The organism is Pseudomonas sp. NPDC089758 (assembly GCF_044748705.1).
Taxonomy (GTDB): domain Bacteria; phylum Pseudomonadota; class Gammaproteobacteria; order Pseudomonadales; family Pseudomonadaceae; genus Aquipseudomonas; species Aquipseudomonas putida_X.
On the sequence record NZ_JBIVGN010000020.1, the window covers coordinates 13,111 to 29,765 of the forward strand.

16 protein-coding genes are annotated in these 16,655 nt (G+C 61.8%); 7 read left to right on the forward strand and 9 right to left on the reverse strand.

What is annotated here, in order from left to right:
* Nucleotides 1-71: 71 nt before the first annotated feature.
* The 7 genes from ACIPZH_RS22455 to ACIPZH_RS22485 all read right to left on the reverse strand — a co-directional run bounded on the left by ACIPZH_RS22455 (nucleotide 72) and on the right by ACIPZH_RS22485 (nucleotide 6,585).
* Nucleotides 72-287, reverse strand: coding sequence for a molybdopterin-binding protein (locus ACIPZH_RS22455; protein WP_008095172.1), 216 nt, complete (start codon nucleotides 285-287; stop codon nucleotides 72-74).
* A gap of 44 nt (nucleotides 288-331) precedes the next feature.
* Nucleotides 332-1,144: an aliphatic sulfonates ABC transporter ATP-binding protein gene (ssuB, locus tag ACIPZH_RS22460; RefSeq protein ID WP_400637906.1), complete on the reverse strand. Its 813-nt coding sequence runs from the start codon at nucleotides 1,142-1,144 to the stop codon at nucleotides 332-334.
* On the reverse strand, nucleotides 1,141-1,938 hold the full coding sequence (gene ssuC, locus ACIPZH_RS22465; RefSeq protein ID WP_241805509.1) for an aliphatic sulfonate ABC transporter permease SsuC: 798 nt from the start codon (nucleotides 1,936-1,938) through the stop codon (nucleotides 1,141-1,143). The genes ssuB and ssuC overlap by 4 nt, the downstream gene beginning before the upstream one ends.
* A 10-nt stretch (nucleotides 1,939-1,948) precedes the next feature.
* The gene (ssuD, locus tag ACIPZH_RS22470; RefSeq protein ID WP_400637908.1) at nucleotides 1,949-3,097 is read right to left on the reverse strand and encodes an FMNH2-dependent alkanesulfonate monooxygenase; all 1,149 of its coding nucleotides are present in this window, start codon (nucleotides 3,095-3,097) and stop codon (nucleotides 1,949-1,951) included.
* Between the two features lie 60 nt (nucleotides 3,098-3,157).
* Nucleotides 3,158-4,123, reverse strand: coding sequence for a sulfonate ABC transporter substrate-binding protein (locus ACIPZH_RS22475; protein WP_400637910.1), 966 nt, complete (start codon nucleotides 4,121-4,123; stop codon nucleotides 3,158-3,160).
* 343 nt (nucleotides 4,124-4,466) lie between these two features.
* Nucleotides 4,467-5,105 carry a peroxiredoxin gene (locus ACIPZH_RS22480; protein ID WP_400637911.1) on the reverse strand — a complete coding sequence of 213 codons (639 nt, stop codon included), beginning with the start codon at nucleotides 5,103-5,105 and terminating at the stop codon, nucleotides 4,467-4,469.
* A gap of 166 nt (nucleotides 5,106-5,271) precedes the next feature.
* The gene (locus ACIPZH_RS22485; RefSeq protein WP_241805506.1) at nucleotides 5,272-6,585 is read right to left on the reverse strand and encodes an OprD family porin; all 1,314 of its coding nucleotides are present in this window, start codon (nucleotides 6,583-6,585) and stop codon (nucleotides 5,272-5,274) included.
* 500 nt (nucleotides 6,586-7,085) lie between these two features.
* Between ACIPZH_RS22485 and tauA the strand changes: the two genes are divergently transcribed.
* Genes tauA through tauD form a run of 4 tightly spaced genes read left to right on the forward strand, consistent with a single transcriptional unit; the run spans nucleotide 7,086 to nucleotide 10,580 of the window.
* Nucleotides 7,086-8,057, forward strand: a complete 972-nt coding sequence (gene tauA, locus ACIPZH_RS22490) for a taurine ABC transporter substrate-binding protein (protein WP_241805505.1) — start codon at nucleotides 7,086-7,088, stop codon at nucleotides 8,055-8,057.
* A 13-nt stretch (nucleotides 8,058-8,070) separates the two neighbouring features.
* Nucleotides 8,071-8,859: a taurine ABC transporter ATP-binding subunit gene (gene tauB / locus ACIPZH_RS22495; protein ID WP_400637913.1), complete on the forward strand. Its 789-nt coding sequence runs from the start codon at nucleotides 8,071-8,073 to the stop codon at nucleotides 8,857-8,859.
* On the forward strand, nucleotides 8,856-9,695 hold the full coding sequence (gene tauC, locus ACIPZH_RS22500; protein ID WP_400637914.1) for a taurine ABC transporter permease TauC: 840 nt from the start codon (nucleotides 8,856-8,858) through the stop codon (nucleotides 9,693-9,695). Before tauB ends, tauC begins: the two co-directional genes overlap by 4 nt.
* Before the next feature lie 51 nt (nucleotides 9,696-9,746).
* Nucleotides 9,747-10,580 (forward strand): taurine dioxygenase, encoded by an 834-nt coding sequence (gene tauD / locus ACIPZH_RS22505; RefSeq protein WP_400637916.1) that lies wholly within the window; start codon nucleotides 9,747-9,749, stop codon nucleotides 10,578-10,580.
* A 201-nt stretch (nucleotides 10,581-10,781) separates the two neighbouring features.
* Here the strand turns inward: tauD and betT are convergent, their stop codons facing one another.
* Together betT and epsC are read right to left on the reverse strand one after the other, a co-directional pair.
* Entirely contained in the window at nucleotides 10,782-12,743 is a 1,962-nt protein-coding gene (gene betT, locus ACIPZH_RS22510) for a choline transporter BetT (RefSeq protein WP_241805702.1), read from the reverse strand.
* Between the two features lie 322 nt (nucleotides 12,744-13,065).
* Nucleotides 13,066-13,998, reverse strand: coding sequence for a serine O-acetyltransferase EpsC (epsC, locus tag ACIPZH_RS22515; RefSeq protein ID WP_241805501.1), 933 nt, complete (start codon nucleotides 13,996-13,998; stop codon nucleotides 13,066-13,068).
* Nucleotides 13,999-14,267: 269 nt separating this feature from the next.
* Here epsC and tcyJ point away from each other — a divergent pair, with 269 nt between their 5' ends.
* From tcyJ to tcyN, 3 genes are read left to right on the forward strand one after another with little or no spacing between them, the layout of a single operon-like run.
* A complete protein-coding gene (tcyJ, locus tag ACIPZH_RS22520) occupies nucleotides 14,268-15,062 on the forward strand; it encodes a cystine ABC transporter substrate-binding protein (protein WP_267819493.1) in 795 nt (264 codons plus the stop codon).
* Complete coding sequence (gene tcyL / locus ACIPZH_RS22525; protein ID WP_012316742.1) at nucleotides 15,059-15,727, forward strand: cystine ABC transporter permease; 669 nt, start codon at nucleotides 15,059-15,061, stop codon at nucleotides 15,725-15,727. Before tcyJ ends, tcyL begins: the two co-directional genes overlap by 4 nt.
* 2 nt (nucleotides 15,728-15,729) lie before the next feature.
* Nucleotides 15,730-16,488: an L-cystine ABC transporter ATP-binding protein TcyN gene (gene tcyN / locus ACIPZH_RS22530; protein ID WP_400629505.1), complete on the forward strand. Its 759-nt coding sequence runs from the start codon at nucleotides 15,730-15,732 to the stop codon at nucleotides 16,486-16,488.
* The last annotated feature ends 167 nt before the right edge of the window (nucleotides 16,489-16,655 follow it).

A 16,655-nucleotide genomic window follows, 5' to 3' on the forward strand; every position in this document is an offset into this window, starting at 1 on the left:
TCGCCTGACGCCATATGGCGGCCCATTCGCGGTCCAAGCCGCGACTGGGTCGCACAGCGCCGCCACGGCCATTACAGCTTGGCGATGGACACCTCGGTGGACTTCACGAACGCAATCACTTCACTGCCCACCTGCAGCTCCAGCTCTTTTACCGAGCGGGTGGTGATCACGGATGTGACGATACCTGAGGCCGTCTGCACGTCGATTTCCGACAGTACCGGGCCTTCGAGGATTTCTTTCACGGTGCCTTTGAACTGGTTACGGACGTTGATGGCTTTGATGGTCATGATGGTCTTCCTTCTCTATGGCTTCAGTCTGGTGAGTGAGTCGTTTAATGCGCCCAACGCAATTGCGTGGGCAGAGGGGCTACAGGATCCGGCTCGGGCGCAGTGCCCGGTGCCGACAGAACACGGTTGAGCACTTCGCTTTCCAGCGCGGCCAGGCGGTGTGTACCGCGCGCGCGGGGCCGTGCCAGGTCGACGGTGAGGTCGAGCCCGACTTCGCCGTCCTCGATCAGGATCACCCGATCAGCCACGGCAACCGCCTCGCTGACATCGTGAGTGACCAGCAGCACGGTGAAGCCGTGCTCACGCCACAGGCGTTCTATCAGTTGCTGCATCTCGATACGGGTCAATGCATCCAGCGCACCCAGCGGCTCGTCCAGCAGCAGCAGGCGTGGCTGGTGGATCAGCGCACGCGCCAAGGCCACGCGCTGTTTCTGGCCACCCGACAGGGCTGCCGGCCATTCATTGGCGCGGTCAGCCAGGCCAACCGCCTCCAGCGCTTGCAGCGCACGGGGGCGCCAGTCACCCGACAGGCCCAGGCCAACGTTGTCGATCACCTTCTTCCACGGCAGCAAGCGAGCGTCCTGGAACATCAGGCGGGTTTCTTCACGGGCCTCTTCCAGCGGCGCAGCGCCGGCCAGCAACTGCCCGCCCGTAGGCTGGTCGAGCCCGGCCAGCAGCCGCAACAAGGTGCTTTTGCCGCAGCCGCTGCGGCCAACGATGGCCACGAACTGCCCCGCCGGAATGTGCAGGTCGATGCCCTTCAAGACTTCGCGCTGGCCAAAGGTCTTGCGCAGGCCGTTGCAGGCCAGCGGGATGCCACGCAACAGGCGTGGCGGCTGTTCCTTGAGCACGGTCATGCGCCCTCCTTCCTGGCCACTTGATAGGCCGGGTGCCAGCGCAGCCACACACGCTCCAGGCCACGAGCGGCGAGGTCGGCAAGTTTGCCGAGCACGGCATACAGAACGATGGCCAGTACCACCACGTCGGTCTGCAGGAACTCACGGGCGTTCATCGCCAGGTAACCGATGCCGGCGTTCGCTGAAATGGTCTCGGCCACGATCAGGGTCAGCCACATGAAACCCAGTGCGAAGCGCACGCCCACCAGGATCGATGGCAGTGCACCCGGCAGGATCACCTGACGGAACAGGCTGAAGCCGGACAAGCCGTAGCTACGCGCCATTTCCACCAGCGCCGGGTCGACATTGCGGATGCCGTGGTAGGTGTTCAGGTAGATCGGGAACAGCGTGCCCAGCGCGACCAGGAAGATCTTTGCCGACTCGTCGATACCGAACCACAGGATCACCAGTGGGATCAGCGCCAGATGCGGCACGTTGCGGATCATCTGCACCGAGCTGTCGAGCAGGCGCTCGCCCCAGTTCGACAGGCCGGTGATGAAGCCCAGCACCAGCCCAATGCTGCCACCGATCAGAAAGCCCAGGCCGGCACGCCAGCCGCTGATGGCCAGGTGGGTCCAGATATCGCCGCTACGCACCAGCTCGACACCTGCGCTGACCACTGCGCTAGGTGCTGGCAAGATGCGCGTCGACAGCCAGCCAGCGCTGACCGCCAGTTGCCAGACTGCCAACAGCAGCACCGGCAGTGCCCACGGCGCCAGGCGCTGGGTCAGGGTGGAGGATGTTGCACGACTCATGGCCAGGCCCTCAGCTCTGCGACACAGACTTGGGCAGGATGTCGTTGGCGACCATCTCGCCGAACGGGCTCAAGTAGCCTCCGGTTTTCGGTTGCTCCGGGCGCTGTATATCAAGGTGCGGGAACAGCAGTTCGGCAACCCGATACGCTTCTTCCAGGTGTGGATAACCCGAGAAGATGAAGGTATCGATCCCCAGGTCGGCATATTCCTTCACCCGCGCCGCAACAGTCGGGCCATCGCCCACCAGGGCGGTGCCGGCACCGCCACGTACCAGGCCAACGCCTGCCCACAAGTTGGGGCTGACTTCCAGGTTGTCACGGTTGCCGCCGTGCAGCGCAGCCATGCGCTGCTGGCCCACCGAGTCGAAGCGCGCCAGCGAGGCCTGGGCACGGGCGATGGTGTCATCGTCCAGGTGCGAGATCAGGCGGTCAGCCGCAGCCCATGCTTGTTCGTTGGTTTCGCGCACGATCACGTGCAGGCGAATGCCGAAGCGTACTTCGCGGCCTTGCGCAGCGGCTTTTTCGCGCACCTGGGCGATCTTCTCGGCGACGGCTGCCGGCGGCTCGCCCCAGGTCAGGTACAACTCGACCTGTTCGGCGGCCAGGTCCTGAGCGGCCTGCGAAGAACCGCCGAAATACAGCGGCGGACGTGGTTGCTGGATCGGCGGGTAAAGCAGCTTGGCGCCCTTCACCTGGATGTGCTTGCCGTCGTAATCGACGTTTTCGCCTTCCAGCACCTTGCGCCAGATACGGGTGAACTCGACCGAGGCTTCGTAGCGCTCCTGGTGGTTCAGGTGCAGCCCATCACCCGCCAGTTCATCGGGGTCGCCACCGGTCACCAGGTTGAACAGCGCACGGCCATTGGACAGGCGGTCCAACGTTGCAGCCTGACGTGCTGCCACGGTCGGCGAAATGATGCCTGGGCGCAGGGCAACCAGGAATTTCAGATGCTGGGTCACGGGAATCAGCGACGCTGCCACCAGCCACGAGTCCTCGCAGGAACGCCCGGTAGGGATCAGCACCCCAGCAAAACCAAGGCGGTCGGCGGCCTGCGCGATCTGCTGCAGGTAACCGTGGTCGACCGCGCGGGCGCCCTCGGATGTGCCCAGGTACTTGCCGTCACCATGGGTCGGGAGGAACCAGAAAATGTTAAGGCTCATTGGAGTTGTCTCCTCAAAGGTGGCGAGGGCCAAAGCGGCGCCCCGGCACAGGCGAATCGATCAAGGCGCGCTGGCGACCTTGGCCGGGGGTGTCCAGATCACGTCCTTGATGCTCAGCGGCTTGGGAATCAGCTTCAGCGCGTGGAAGGTGTCGGCGATTCTCTGTTGTGCGGCCACCACCTCGGGTGTCAGCGGCGCGGCACCGTAGCCTTGGCGTTTGACTGAGGTCAGGGTGATGTCGGCGGGCAGCCCGAGCAGCGGAGCGACCTGGTCGGTCACTTCCTGAGGGTTGGCCTGCGACCATCTGCCCACGGCGCGTACTTCTTCGATGAGGGCGTTGATCACAGCCGGATGCTGGGTCGCGTAGTTGCGGGTGGCCAGGTAGAACTGGTGGTTGTCGACCAGCGCTTTGCCGTCACGCAGGGTGCGTGCCTGCAGCTGCTGTTCGGCGGCAGCCTGGTACGGGTCCCAGATCACCCAGGCATCGACGCTGCCACGCTCGAACGCGGCGCGGGCATCGGCCGGCGGCAGGTAGACGGGCTGTATGTCGCTGTACTTGAGGCCCGCCTCTTCCAGGGCGCGGACCAGCAGGTAATGAACGTTCGAGCCTTTGTTGAGGGCAACCTTCTTGCCCTTGAGCTCCTTCACCGACTGGATCGGCGAACCCTTTGGCACAAGGATCGCTTCACTGCGCGGCGCAGGCGGTTCGTAGGCGACATAGAGCAGATCGGCCCCAGCAGCCTGAGCGAATACCGGGGGCGTTTCACCGGTTACGCCAAAGTCGATAGAGCCGACATTCAAGCCTTCGAGCAGCTGCGGGCCACCGGGGAATTCGGTCCATTGCACCTGGACGCCCTGATCGGCCAGGCGCTTCTCCAGCGTGCCCTTGGCTTTGAGCAGCACCAGGGTGCCGTATTTCTGATAGCCGATGCGCAGGCTTTCAGCCTGGGCTTGGGTAATGGCGCCGAAGGACACAGCCGCCGCAAACAGGGCGACCAGACCACGACGCAAGAAGACTGTGCGCATGGCGCTCTCCTGTGCGAGTAGGTTCGGGTTGCACCTGCTTGCCTCGTTGACGGGCGAGTAAGGTGGCAAGCTGCAAGCTGCAAGCTGCAAGCTGCAAGCTGCAAGCTGTAAGCTGTAAGCTGCAAGCTGCAAGCTGCAAGCTGCAAGCTGCAAGCTGCAAGCTGCAAGCTGTAAGCTGCAAGCTGTAAGCTGTAAGCCGCAAGCTGTAAGCTGTAAGCCGCAAACTTCAAGAAAAAACTGGCCCCGCTTGTAGCTTGTAGCTTGTAGCTTGTAGCTTGTAGCTTGTAGCTTGTAGCTTGTAGCTTGTAGCTTGTAGCTTGCCGCTTGCCGCTTGCCGCTCGCCTCAGCGATTAGGTTGGGGGGTGAGTCGCAGGTAGGGTTTTACGGCGCGGTAGCCTTTTGGGAAGCGCTGCTTGATCTCTTCCTCATCCTTCAGCGATGGCACGATCACCACTTCGTCGCCGTCCTGCCAGTTACCTGGCGTGGCGACCTTGTGGTTGTCGGTGAGCTGCAGCGAGTCGATTACCCGCAGTATTTCGTTGAAGTTGCGCCCGGTACTGGCCGGATAAGTGATGGTCAGGCGCACCTTCTTGTTCGGGTCGATGACGAACAGCGAGCGCACGGTCAAGGTGTCGCTGGCGTTCGGGTGTATCAGGTCGTACAGGTCGGAAACCTTGCGGTCGGCGTCGGCGATGATCGGGAAGTTGACCACGGTGTTCTGAGTCTCGTTGATGTCCTCGATCCATTTGTGGTGCGAGTCGACCGGGTCCACGGACAGGGCAATGGCCTTGACCCCACGTTTGGCGAAGTCGTCCTTGAGCTTGGCGGTCAGGCCCAGCTCGGTGGTGCACACCGGGGTGAAGTCGGCCGGGTGAGAGAACAGCACGCCCCAGCTGTTACCGAGCCACTCGTGGAAGCGGATCTTGCCTTCGCTGGAATCCTGTTCGAAATCGGGGGCGACGTCGCCGAGTTTGAGGCTCATGGGGTGCGGCTCCTGTGCTGTGGACTGGCCTTGTGGGGTTCAATGTGCCTTCATTCAAATAAAAACAAAAAGAATAAATAACGCTTTATTTATAACCAAAAAATAAAGAAATCGATGGGCAAAAAAAAGCCTCGCACTAGGCGAGGCTCTTTTGCGCAACTACGTCTTACATGAAGTTGTAAGTGTAGTTCACGATGAAGCGGGTCTGGTCTTGATCGTTAGCAGAGCCAGAACCGGTGCCGCGATAGACGCCTTGGCGCAGGCTGAAGCCCAGACCTTTAAGGGTGCCTTCCTGCAGGACGTAATCAACGCGAGCATCACGCTCCCACTCGCTGAAGGTCCCGTTACCATTGGTGCTGCGACCGTCTTCACCACGCAGGTAGGAAACGGACGCTTTCAGGCCAGGCACGCCCAGGCGAGCAAAGTCATACGAGTACTGACCGAAGGTGGTGTTCTCACCGGCCTTGGCGAACTGGTTGATCATGCTGTCGGTGAACAGGTAGAAGCTGGAACCGCCAGCGCCTTCATCGACCAGGCTGCCTTGGTTCAGCCAGACGAAGCCACCGTCATCGCTGACCTGCTGATGACCCAACATCAGAGCGTGGCCGCCCAGCGTGTAGGTGAACATGGCGGACCAAGTCTTGTTGTCCACTTCACCTGGGTTCTTGGCATAGCCGTTGTTGTTTTTGAACTCGTAGCCAGCCTCACCATTGCGACCGTCCTTGCTGCTATCGAAGTAGCGCAGGTCGGTTTTGAACGACTGATCGTCAGCAATCTTGAAGACGTGAGTGGCACCCAGGAAGTGCTGCTTGTAGAAGTCTTCCAGATTCGAGTAGTAGTACTGCAAGGTCAGGTCGGGAGTGAGCTTGTAATCCAGACCGGCGTAGCGGAACTTGTTGCTCTCCTCGGTAGCACCCTGTACCGAAAGACCGGTACGGTTGCTCGATGCACGACCCATGGCGTGGGTCAACTGACCGGCGTTGATGGTCAGGTTGTCGATTTCCTTCGACTGGATGGTGCCACCCTCGAAGGTCTGGGGCAGCAGACGGCCATCGTTGGAAACGAGGATTGGCAGGTTTGGCGCCAGAGCGCTGCCGTAGTGGACTTCAGTCTTGGAGAAGCGAGCTTTGGCGTTAGCACCGAGACGTGCCCACTGGCTCTCAGCGGACCCGTCGGAGTCGCTTGGGAAGAAACTGCTGGTGTCTGGATGCTTGCCACGGCCGCCGTCCAGATGAATGCCCCACAGAGCTTGGACATCAACACCAAACCCAACGGTACCTTCGGTGAAACCGGACAGATAGTCGAGCTTGAAGCCCTGACCCGATTCACGGTTGTCAGCACCACCGTCACGGTTGTCGCCATTGAAATACATGGTGCGCGAGCTAAGCGACAGTTTGCTGTCTTCAACGAAACCGGCAGCGCCTGCTTGCTGGGCGAGAACCCCCAGTGCCACGGCCAGAGCCAGGCTGGACTTGTACATGTTTTGCTCCTCTACGTTCTAATTTTTGTGTATCGCTGGCGGCAGGATCTGATGCCCCGCTCACCGTGGATTGGCGATTTAGTCACAAAGAATGACCAACAAGTCAATCGTTACTGAACATTTCACGACTTTGGTCTAAGACGCCACCTGTGCTACAGGATAATGACAATCCTATAAATCCAAAATGACCGTTGTATGAATTTCTAAGATTTTTAAGGCATATGGTCGAAACCTTTACTGCCAAAAATTGTATCGGCACGGGCCTGTAATAGCTTTAGGTTATTTGCAAACGTTTGCTCATAGCTTTATTCCCAATTGAGCTGTGCAGCCGATAAAAACCTAGCATCGCATTAGGTCTTCGCCCCAAAGCCCCGCCACGCCCTAGGTCTTAAAGCGAATGGCTCCTATGCTAATTCCAAAAAGTTATTTATTTTATATTTCTTAGATCATCTAGCCTTCTTGCCATTCATCACTTCGATTGTCTGACAAGAGGTCCGACCATGATCCCGCACGCTCCACTGCGCCTGTTCGCTGCCCTGGCCCTCGCCGGCACCAGCTGGTTCGCCCAAGCCGCCGACCTCACAGTCGCCTACCAGACCACCGTCGACCCGGCCAAGGTGGCCCAGGTCGATGGCGACTACGAAAAAGCCAGCAAGGCCAGCATCGACTGGCGCAAGTTCGATAACGGCGCCGATGTGATCACTGCGGTGGCCAGCGGCGACGTGCAGATCGGCTACCTGGGCTCCAGCCCGCTGGCCGCTGCTGCCAGCCGCAAGCTGCCGGTGGAAACCTTCCTGATCGCCACCCAGATCGGCGCCGGCGAAGCGCTGGTGGCCCGCGACAGCATCAAGACCCCACAAGACCTGATCGGCAAGAAGGTCGCAGTGCCTTTCGTTTCGACCGGCCACTACAGCCTCTTGGCCGCGCTCAAAAGCTGGAACATCGACCCGTCCAAGGTGCAGATCCTCAACCTCGCCCCACCGGCGATCATCGCGGCCTGGAAGCGCGGTGACATCGATGCCACGTACGTTTGGGACCCGGCACTGGGCGTGGCCAAGGAGAACGGCAAGGTACTGATCACCTCCGGGGAACTGGCAGAAAAAGGCGCACCCACCTTCGATGCCTGGATCGTGCGCAAGGACTTCGCCGACAAGCACCCCGAGGTGGTCAAAGCCTTTGCCAAGGTCACCCTCGACGCCTACGCCGACTACCGCAAAGACCCGGCGGCCTGGCTGGCCAACAAGGACAACGTGGCCAAGCTGGTGAAGCTGTCCGGCGCCAAGGCCAGCGATATCCCGGTGCTGTTGGAGGGTAACGTCTACCCGCTGGCCGCCGACCAGGCCAACGCCCTGGGCGCACCGACCACTCAAGCACTGACCGACACCGCCACCTTCCTCAAGCAGCAAGGCAAGGTCGACGCCGTGTTGCCGGACTACTCGGCCTACGTCAGCGCCAAGTTCCTGCCCAATTGATCCGGAGCCCGTCATGGCCTTGCTAGAACTGGAGCGCATCAGCGCACAGTACCCCGGCGCCAGCACTCCTGTGCTGGCGGACATCAACCTCAGCCTGGGCCCAGGCCAGTTGCTGGTCGCGCTGGGGCCCTCCGGCAGCGGCAAGACGTCGCTGCTCAACCTTATCGCGGGCTTCGTCACCCCCAGCGGCGGGCGTATCACCCTTGACGGCGTTGAGGTGCAAGGCCCCGGCGCCGAACGCGGCGTGGTGTTTCAGGACGATGCCCTGCTGCCGTGGCAGAACGTGCTGGGCAATGTCGCTTTCGGTTTGGAGCTGGCCGGTGTGGCCCGCGCAGAGCGGGAGGCCAAGGCACGGCAACTGCTGGCCCTGGTCGATCTGGATGGCTTTGGCGAGCGGCGCATCTGGCAACTGTCCGGCGGCCAGAAGCAGCGCGTGGGCCTGGCCCGCGCGCTGGCGGCCGAACCAAGGGTACTGCTGATGGACGAGCCGTTCGGCGCCCTTGACGCGTTCACCCGCGAGCAGATGCAGGAACTGCTGCTGCAAGTCTGGCAGCGCACTGCCAAACCGGTGTTCCTTATTACTCACGACATTGAGGAAGCCGTATTCCTTGCAACCGAGCTGGTGCTGCTGGCCCCAGACCCGGGCCGTGTGGTCGAGCGCCTGCAGCTGGGCTTCGGCCAACGTTATGCCGCTGGCGAGTCCGCTCGGGCGATCAAGTCTGACCCCCGCTTCATTGAAACCCGCGAGCACGTGCTGGCGCGGGTTTTCTCCCAACGCCAAAGCCTGCAGGAGCACGCATGAGCAGCCTTGATCTGCCGGTCGCCAGCAAGCGCGACAGCCACGCGCGGCCCGTCGAAAAAGCGCGCCGCCAGCTTTCCACCCGCTGGATCAGCACGCTAACCCTGGCCAGCCTGCTGCTGGTCTGGTGGCTGGTGACCGCCGCCGGCTGGATCGAGCCCCTGTTCCTGCCTACGCCCGGCGACATCCTGGCCAAAGCCTGGAGCTTGCTCACCCAAGGCTACATGGACGCCAGCCTGTGGCAACACTTGGGCGCTAGCCTGGGGCGCATCGGCCTGGCGCTGGTTGCTGCGACCTTGACCGCCATCCCGGTTGGTATCGCCATCGGCTACAACCGTGTAGCCCGCGGCATTCTCGACCCACTGATCGAGTTCTACCGCCCCATACCGCCCCTGGCCTACCTGCCGCTGATCGTCATCTGGTGCGGTATCGGCGAGCTGTCCAAGGTGCTGCTCATCTACCTGGCAATCTTCGCCCCGATCGCGATCGCCACGGCTACCGGCGTGCGCACCGTCGATCCGGCCAGGTTGCGCGCTGCGCAATCGCTGGGGGCGACCAAGGTGCAACTGATCCGCCACGTGATCCTGCCCAGTGCCCTGCCCGATATCCTCACCGGTATCCGTATCGGCCTGGGTGTGGGCTGGTCGACCCTGGTAGCCGCCGAACTGATCGCTGCCACCAGCGGCCTGGGCTTCATGGTGCAGTCGGCGGCGCAGTTCCTGGTGACTGACGTGGTAGTGCTGGGCATCCTGCTGATCGCCCTGATCGCCTTCGCCCTGGAGATGGGCCTGCGCGCCCTGCAGCGCAAGCTGGTGCCCTGGCATGGGCAAAGCCACTGACGGGTTGCTGACCGACCACGCCGGCTACCCGGCGCCTGGAGTGAAAAAGACATGACGCTTACCGTTACCCCCCTCAGCCCGGCCCTTGGTGCCCAGATCAGCGGCGTGGACATCAGCCGCGAGATGACTGCCGAGCAGCGCGATGCCATCGAGCAGGCGCTGCTGCAACACCAGGTGCTGTTCTTCCGGGACCAACCGATCACGCCTGAGCAGCAAGCGCGCTTCGCCGCGCGCTTCGGCGACCTGCACATCCACCCGATCTATCCCAACGTCCCGCAAACCCCGCAGGTGCTGATCCTCGACACCGCGGTCACCGACGTACGCGATAATGCCGTGTGGCACACCGACGTAACCTTCCTACCGACCCCGGCGCTGGGTGCGGTGCTCAGTGCCAAGCAGTTGCCGGCCTATGGCGGCGATACCCTGTGGGCCAGCGGCATTGCCGCGTACCAAGCCCTGTCGGCGCCGCTGCGCGAGATGCTCGATGGCCTGACTGCAACGCACGATTTCACCAAGTCGTTCCCGCTCGAGCGCTTCGGCACTACGCCTGAAGACCTGGCACGCTGGGAAGCCACCCGGCGTAACAACCCGCCGCTGTCGCACCCGGTAGTGCGTACCCACCCGGTGAGCGGGCGCAAGGCGTTGTTCGTCAATGAAGGGTTCACCACACGCATCAATGAGCTCAGCGAACTGGAGAGTGAAGCATTGCTCAAGCTGCTGTTCACCCATGCGACGCGGCCGGAGTTCAGCATCCGCTGGCGTTGGCAGGAGAACGACGTGGCATTCTGGGACAACCGCGTCACCCAGCATTTTGCGGTGGATGATTACCGACCCAACCGGCGGGTGATGCATCGGGCGACCATCTTGGGGGATGCGCCGTTCTGAGGGTGGCGGACGAGGCCGTTGGCCTCGAATCGCCGGCAAGCCAGCACAGGTTTGGACTGCACCCAAGAGCTTGGACACCAAACCAATTTCCTGGGGCAGTCCAGATTGCGGGAGCAACTGTCTTACCAATTTCTAAAGTTAACGCAGCGCCTTGTGGGAGCCGGCTTGCCGGCGAAAGGGCCGCACAGCGGCCCCGGCGCTCTAGCGGACCAAGTGCAAGAACTGCATATGCCGTTCGTACTGGTCGAGGATGTCGTTGATGATCTGCTCCTTGCTGTAGCCCACCAGGTCGTAGTTCTGGCTGCCCTCGCTAAGATGCACCTCCGCGCGGTAATAACGGCGGTTCTTCAAGTCCTGAGAGCCCAACCCACCCAGCGCGAACGACGGTGTGAAATACCCCCGCATCTGCACCTGATAGATGAACGGCTGCTCCTCACCGTGGCCGACTTTCAGGCTGACGTTGTCGTGGCTGGGATCATCCTGGGTCACCAACACCAGACCTTTCTGCTCGAACACCTCGCGCACTTCGGCAATCGCCGGGCGCACCACATCGTCCATGAAGCGGTACACCTCATCGCGTGACGGGAAATGCACCGCCTGGCTCAGGCGCTGGCGCCAGCCACCACGGCCACGGCGGGACTGGGCGAACGGGGCCAGCGAATGCAACTGGGCGATCTGGCGCTGCGACTCCAGGTAGAACGCCTTATGCAGCCCCCACATCATGCATAGCAGGATCAACGAGAACGGCAACGAGGTCAGCACCACCGCCGATTTGAGCGAATCGATGCTGCCGGCGAACAGCAGGCTGCTGGTGATCAGCGCAGTCATCGCGCCCCAGAAGATCCGCAACCAGTTCGGGCCGTCTTCATCAGCACCGCCGTCCTTGGCGGACAAGGTCGACAGCACCACCGTGCCCGAGTCTGCCGAGGTGACGAAGAACACGAAGCTGATGAACACCGTCACCGCGATGACGACCTTGCTCCACGGGTAGGTCTCCAGCAGCAGATACAGGCTCATCGACGGGTTATCGATGGCCGACTGCCCAAGCGCCGTCATGCCATGGTTCAGTACCTGGTCCAGCGCGCTGTTGCCGAAAATCGACATCCACGCCAGGGTGAAGCCCAGCGGGATCAGCAGCACTCCGAAGACGAATTCACGAATGGTGCGGCCACGCGAGATGCGGGCGATGAACAGCCCTACGAACGGCGCCCAGGCAATCCACCAGGCCCAGTAGAACACCGTCCAGCCACCCAGCCAGTCACGGTTTTCGCCGTAGGCATACACGTCGAAGCTCTTGCGGGGTAGCGCGCCGAGGTAATCACCCAGGTTCTGGATCAGGGTGTTGAACAGGTGCTGGGTTGGGCCTGCGAACAACACGAACAGCAACAGCGCACAGGCCAGGAACAGGTTGATGTCGCTCATCACCCGCACGCCCTTCTCCACCCCAGCGACTGCCACCGCCACGGCCGCGCCCATCATCAGGGTGATGAGGATCACTTGCACCCACTGGCTATGGCTGATGCCGAACAAGTAGTCCAGGCCGGCATTGAGGTGCAGCACGCCGAAGCCCATGTCGGCCCCCAGGCCGAACACCGTAGCGATAATGCCGAAGCCGTCCACCGCATAGCCGATCGGCCCGTTGATACGTTTGCCAATCAGCGGGTACAGCGCCGAACGCAACGCCAGCGGCAGGTTGTGGCGGTAGGCGAAATAGGCCAGCGCCATGCCGACGAAGGCGAACACGCCCCAGCCATGCAGGCCCCAGTGCAGGAACAGTATCTGCATCGCCTGGCGCCCTGCCTCCGCCGTGCCCGCCTCACCCTGGGGGGGCTGGAGCATGTGGGTCAGGGGTTCGGAAACGCAGAAGAAAAACAGGGTGATGCTGATACCGGCGGCGAACAACATGCCGGCCCACGACAGGTAGCTGAACTCGGGTTCGTCGTGGTCGGCACCGAGCTTGATCTTGCCGTAGCCGGACAAGGCGGTGACCACCACGAAGACCAGGTACAGGGTCATGGCCAGCATGTAGTACCAGCCGACCGTATTGGCCGCCCAGTTCTGCGCCGCCAAGAGCCAGTCGCCCGCTGCTTGAGGTTGGGCGATGACCACCAGGCCGAAGATGAGGATGAAACTTGCCGCAAAATAGAACACCGGAGGGTTCATGCGGATCTGGCTGTTGGAAGGGGTCGGTGCACTCATGGGGCATGCACCTCGTCGATTGACGTGAGGTTCGGAATGAACGGGTTCAGCAAAGGAATCCTCCTGTTGAACACCGGCAACGGACCAGCGTTTTTTCGTTGAACAAGCGTTCAAGTTAAACATGGATCGGGATTCGATGCGACCCGAGGCGCCGATCGGCGCGCTCGTACCGGCCCTATTGCGGGTAAGCCCTACACAGCCAAGCCACTGCACTCATGTGTGCCGGTGAACCCGTGAGAGCCAGCTTGTCGGCGATGGGGCCGGTACGAACACGGCTGAATTCAGGTCAGTTCTTGTCCTGGCAATCGAGCTGTAGATTGGCCTGGGTAATGTTGCTCTGCGCCGGCACGCTGCGGGTCAGCCACACGTTGCCGCCAATGGTCGAACCCTTGCCGATGGTGATGCGCCCCAAAATGGTCGCGCCTGCGTAGATCACCACATCGTCTTCGACGATCGGGTGCCGCGCCAGGCCTTTGTGCAGCGAGCCCGACTCGTCGCTCGGGAAGCGCTTGGCCCCCAAGGTCACGGCCTGATAGATACGCACCCGCTCGCCGATGATCGCAGTCTCACCGATCACTACACCGGTGCCGTGGTCGATGAAGAAGCTCTGCCCAATCTGCGCCCCTGGATGGATGTCGATGCCGGTGGCCGAGTGCGCCAGTTCCGAGCTGATGCGTGCCAGCAGCGGCAAGCCAGCCTTGTACAGGTGGTGGGCCAGGCGGTGGTGGATGATTGCCAGGATACCCGGGTAGCACAGCAAGACTTCGTCGACACTACGCGCTGCTGGGTCACCGTGGTACGCCGCCAGCACATCGGTATCGAGCAGCACACGCAAGGCCGGCAACGCCGCGGCAAAATCCTGTATCAACCGCAGCGCCTGGGCATCGACGGCCGTCAGGTCAGCCTTGCTCTGGCGTGCGGCATAACGCAGCTCCAGGCGTGCCTGGGCCAGCAACGCAGTCAGCGCGGCATCCAGGGTGTGGCCAACGTAAAAGTCCTCACTCTCCTCGCGCAGGTCTACCGGCCCCAGGCGCATCGGGAACAGTGCGCCGCACAGTTGCTCAAGGATGTGCCGCATCGCCTCGCGCGACGGCAATTCGCGCCCGCCCTGCTCGCCAATACTGCGGCCATTGCGGCTGCGCCACTGCTCACGGGCGCTGCGCAAGCCACTGACGATACTGTGCAACTGCCAATGCGCGGATGAAGGGTGTTCGCTCACGGTGATCTCCTGGCAGGGCCAAGCTGATAGTTTGCGATCCACTTTACGGCAAATCAGCCCCTTGGAAAAAACAACGCTTTATTCCATCCTGCACTAAGTCGGGCATAAGCTGCGACGACGTACCCGGCATCGTCGCCTACCCTCAAAGCAGCCGAACCCTGGCAGAGATAAAAAAGGAAATAACAAAATAAGTTTTTATTATTTCCTGGCCTATGAAGTCAACCCTATAGTCGCCACCCACCACTTCCACAACAAGCGCGGGGCCTGACATGTCGAAATTCGCCAAACCGCTTCTCAATGCCAGCCTGGCCATCCTGCTGGGCACCGGTCTGTTCAGCCAGGCATTCGCCGGCGAGCAACTGAAAACCATCCAGGAAAAAGGCGTGATCAACGTCGGCCTCGAAGGCACCTACCCGCCGTTCAGTTTCCAGGATGAAAACGGCAAGCTTGCCGGCTTCGAGGTCGAGCTTTCGGAACTGCTGGCCAAGGAACTGGGCGTCAAGGCCAAGATCCAGCCGACCAAATGGGATGGCATCCTTGCAGCGCTGGAATCCAAACGCCTGGACGTGGTGGTCAACCAAGTGACCATCTCCGAGGAGCGCAAGAAGAAGTACGACTTCTCCGAGCCTTACACCGTCTCCGGCATCCAGGCGCTGATCCTGAAGAAAAAAGCCGAGCAGTTGAACATCAAGACCGCGCAGGATCTGGCTGGCAAGAAGGTCGGCGTGGGCCTGGGCACCAATTACGAACAGTGGGTGAAGCAGGACGTTCCGAACGCTGAAGTGCGCACCTATGAAGATGACCCGAGCAAGTTCGCCGACCTGCGCAACGGCCGTATCGACGCCATCCTGATCGACCGCCTGGCCGCCCTGGAATACGCGCAAAAAGCCAAGGATACCCAGCTTGCCGGCGACGCCTTCTCGCGCCTGGAAAGCGGCGTGGCCCTGCGCAAGGGTGAGCCTGAGCTGCTGGCAGCCATCAACAAGGCCATCGACAAGCTCAAGGCCGACGGCACCCTGGCCAAGCTGTCCGAGAAGTACTTCGGTGCCGATGTCACCCAATGATCGCTGAAAGCCTGCAACTCGTTGTCGACTCCGCGCCCTTCCTGCTCAAGGGCGCGGGTTACACAGTGCTGCTGAGTGTCGGCGGCATGTTCTTCGGCCTGGTGTTGGGTTTTGCCCTGGCACTGATGCGCCTGTCGAAGATCCTGCCGCTGGACTGGCTGGCACGCATTTATGTGTCGTTCTTCCGGGGCACGCCGCTGCTGGTGCAGCTGTTCGTGATCTATTTCGGCATGCCGCAGATCGGCATCGAACTCGACCCCATCCCGGCCTCGCTGATTGGCCTGTCGCTGAACATGGCCGCGTACATCTGCGAAATCCTGCGTGCGGCGATCTCCTCGATCGACCGTGGCCAGTGGGAAGCAGCCGCCAGCATTGGCATGACCCGCACCCAGGCCATGCGCCGGGCGATCCTGCCGCAAGCCCTGCGCACGGCATTGCCGCCGCTGGGTAACAGCTTCATATCCCTGGTCAAGGACACCGCCCTGGCGGCGACCATCCAGGTGCCCGAACTGTTCCGCCAGGCGCAGCTGATTACTGCGCGGACCTTCGAAGTTTTCACCATGTACCTGGCCGTTGCGGTGGTGTACTGGATCCTCTGCAGCATCCTCGCGCACTTCCAGAACCGCATGGAAGCGCGGGTCAACCAGCACGATCAGGAGCACTGAAGATGATCGTAGTAGAAGGCCTGACCAAGCAGTTCAAAGGCCAGACCGTGCTCAACGGCATCGATCTGACCGTGCAACCGGGCGAAGTGGTGGCCATCATCGGCCCCAGCGGCTCGGGCAAGACTACCTTCCTGCGTTGCCTGAACCTGCTGGAAACGCCTGACGCCGGGCGCATCCAGATCGGTGCCATCAGCATCGATGCCAACCGTCCGCTTGGCAACCAGCAAAGTGCCATTCGCCGTTTGCGCCAGCAGGCCGGCTTCGTGTTCCAGAGCTTCAACCTGTTCCCTCATCGCACCGCGCTGGAGAACGTGATGGAAGGCCCGGTGATCGTCAAGAAGACACCCCGCGCGCAAGCCATGGAGCTGGGCCGCAAGCTGCTGGCCAAGGTCGGGCTGGCGGGCAAGGAAGACGCCTACCCCAAACGCCTTTCCGGCGGGCAGCAACAGCGCGTTGCAATCGCCCGGGCGCTGGCCATGGAACCTGAGGTGATCCTGTTCGATGAACCCACCTCGGCGCTGGACCCTGAGCTGGTCGGCGAAGTGCTGGCGACCATCCGCGGCCTGGCCGAAGAAAAGCGCACCATGATCATCGTCACCCACGAGATGAGCTTTGCGCGTGATGTGGCTAACCGGGTGATCTTCTTCGACAAGGGGGTGATCGTCGAGCAGGGCGAGGCCAAGGCCCTGTTTGCCGACCCCAAGCAAGAGCGGACTCGACAGTTCTTGCGCAAGTTTCTCGGGACTGCGGCTTCCGAGTGATCTGCATTCGGTTCACTGGCCCCATCGCCGGCAAGCCGGCCCCCACATGGATTGCGCCGGCTTTTAGAAGTTGAGCAAGACAGTTGCCTCCACAGGTAAAGCGCAGGCCTGAAGAACTGCGCGGTCGCGGTGGGAGCCGGCTTGCCGGCGATGGGCTGCGCAGCAGC